Origin of the sequence: Mycobacterium sp. 1165178.9 (assembly GCF_001673555.1) — a bacterium.
GTDB lineage: Bacteria > Actinomycetota > Actinomycetes > Mycobacteriales > Mycobacteriaceae > Mycobacterium.
Genome location: NZ_LZMB01000134.1, coordinates 1 through 2,184, shown reverse-complemented (window position 1 = coordinate 2,184; position 2,184 = coordinate 1). Strand labels below are relative to the sequence as shown.

The following is a 2,184-nucleotide window of genomic DNA, read 5'->3' as shown; positions in this document are numbered from 1 at the left end:
ATCCTCGGCCAGGGCACCAAGGACTACGCCGCCTACATCGTCAGCCAGATCGCTCAGCTCAACGACGGCGTGAAAGCGCTCGATGCCGCCGTGCAATCTGGCAACGTCGACGCGGCGAAGGCGGCCTACGCCAAAGCCCGGTTGTTCTGGGAACGTTCGGAGTCCACCGTGGAGGGTTTCGTGCTGCCGGGCTTCGCGGTCGGCGACAACGCCGGCAACCTGGACTATCTGATCGACATGCGCGAGTCGACGCCGGTCGACGCCAAGGTCGGGTGGAAGGGCTTTCACGCCGTCGTTGAGCTGAGCGATCTGGCTGACGATGTAGGCGGCGTAGTCCTTGGTGCCCTGGCCGAGGATGCTGGCCACGGTGCCCGTCGGCGTCGCCGGCGCTTTACCCGACACGGTCAGGGTCTGGTATTCGGTGCTCGCTCCCGGACAGTAGAGCTGGTATGCGCCGCCGTCCAGCGAAACCGTGAACGACACCGGGTCCAGGCCGGGCGCGAGGTTCTCCTTCTCGCCCACAATTCGCTGGTCCCTGAGCAATTCGACCTCGTTGATGCCGGGTGCGTTTTTGTTGGCGACGGTGAACGTGACCGGCCCGGCGGGCACGCTGGTGGTGTCCAGTGTGCAGCCGTCCTGGCCATCGTTGTTCGCCATCGTGACCTTGACCGCGTTGGTACCTCCCGGCTTCGACTGCTGGGCGTGGTTCGAGTTGTCACCCGCGTGGCTGCACGCGGTCACCGGTAATGCTGCCGCCACAACGAAAGCAGTTGCAGCCAAGCAGAATTCACGAGACCGGCACGTTGCCGAGGCGATGCGACTGCGCATCAATCGATTTCCTCTCATCCTCTTGCCGGCGCGCCACGCGCAGCGAGGCTACCGCTGACAGCGCGCAAGCGAACGCAAAACCCGCCAATACCAGTGGAAGCCAGACGTTCCAAAGCTGCCGCTCCCCGCGATGGCGCTCGCTCGCGACGATCTCAGCGAGTGTCGAATGGTCTTCGGCAGCGGAGGTGGACCAGTCCGTCGCCAGCCCACCAAGGCTGACGGTCTTGGCCCCCGTCAACCCGCCACCGGTCAACAGCGCCGTGCGGTTGCTCGTCGCATGCGCACTGACCACAGAATCACCCCGCGTGAACACGGTATACACGGTGGTCGTTGACCATTGGCCCTGGAATGGCCCCGGGGTGCGGCCCACTGCGAGACCGACCGGCAGACGGCCCCCCGTCATGCCCAGCAACTGATCCAGCGTGACCTCCGGAGCACCATCGGCCCCGGCGGCCTCCGACACCTGCCATACCTGTACCGGCACGCCGTCCACCGTCTGGTCATCTGCCGGGACGAGCACGATGTTGTGGGCGGTCGAGGTGCCCTGAGGGACGACGCTCAGCTCACGTCCGTGCGGCCCGGTCACCAGCGACACCGCAGCGGTGTGGCCGGAGCGGTCGGTGACGGTGCGCACCCGCAACGGCGGCGGCGAGGCTGCGGCGGGCGTCATGATCGCCAGCACGGCCCCCACGATGAGTAGCACCGCCGACGTCGCCGCCAGCAGCCGGCCGCGCGCTCGCGGCGCGGCGGCGAGCCGGGTGGGCAGGAGAAAAACGACCAGAACGGGCACCGCATACAGCAGCCAGCCCAGCACCTCGATGAGCCGAGGATCGGCGGGGATGCCGAACACCCCGGTCGTCGCCGCCCCCAGCACCGAGTTGCTGGGTATCCAGCCGGACAGGTCGAGCACCTGTTGCTGGCCGATGCTCACCCAACCGGCCTCGTGCGCGGTGCGCAGCGCGCCCAGCACCAGCCCGGCGGCGATCAGCACCAAAAATACCCCGGTGACCCGGAAGAACCGGCCGAGGTTGATCCGCAGGCCGCCGTAGTACAGGCCCACGCCGAGCCCGACCGACGTCAGAATGCCAACGGCGCCGCCCAGTACGGCGAACCACCGGTTGCCGTGCGACGTCTCGGCGGCGGCCAGCAGGAACACCGACGTCTCGAAGCCCTCCTTGAGAACGGCGAGGAAGGCCATCGCAGCCAGGGCGAACGCGCCACCACGGTTGACCGCCTGACGGGCCTCGCGCTCGAGTTCCCCCTTCAGCTGCGCGGCGTTGCCGTTCATCCAGAGGATCATCGACGTCACGAACACCACCGCGATGGCGTTGATGACCGTTTCCATCATCTCTTGCT

General features: G+C 67.2%; 1 protein-coding gene and 2 pseudogenes. 1 reads left to right on the top strand and 2 read right to left on the bottom strand.

Annotated elements, in window-relative coordinates:
• Nucleotides 1–69: 69 nt before the first annotated feature.
• A pseudogene (locus tag A5652_RS28390) lies at nucleotides 70–234 on the top strand (imelysin family protein); the annotation flags it as partial.
• Between the two features lie 42 nt (nucleotides 235–276).
• On the opposite strand, the pseudogene A5652_RS06595 reads toward A5652_RS28390, so the two are convergent.
• Nucleotides 277–657 (bottom strand): annotated as a pseudogene (locus A5652_RS06595) (peptidase M75); the annotation flags it as partial.
• A 130-nt stretch (nucleotides 658–787) separates the two neighbouring features.
• On the bottom strand, nucleotides 788–2,184 hold a 1,397-nt coding region (locus tag A5652_RS06590; protein ID WP_067348081.1), incomplete at its 5' end, for an FTR1 family protein.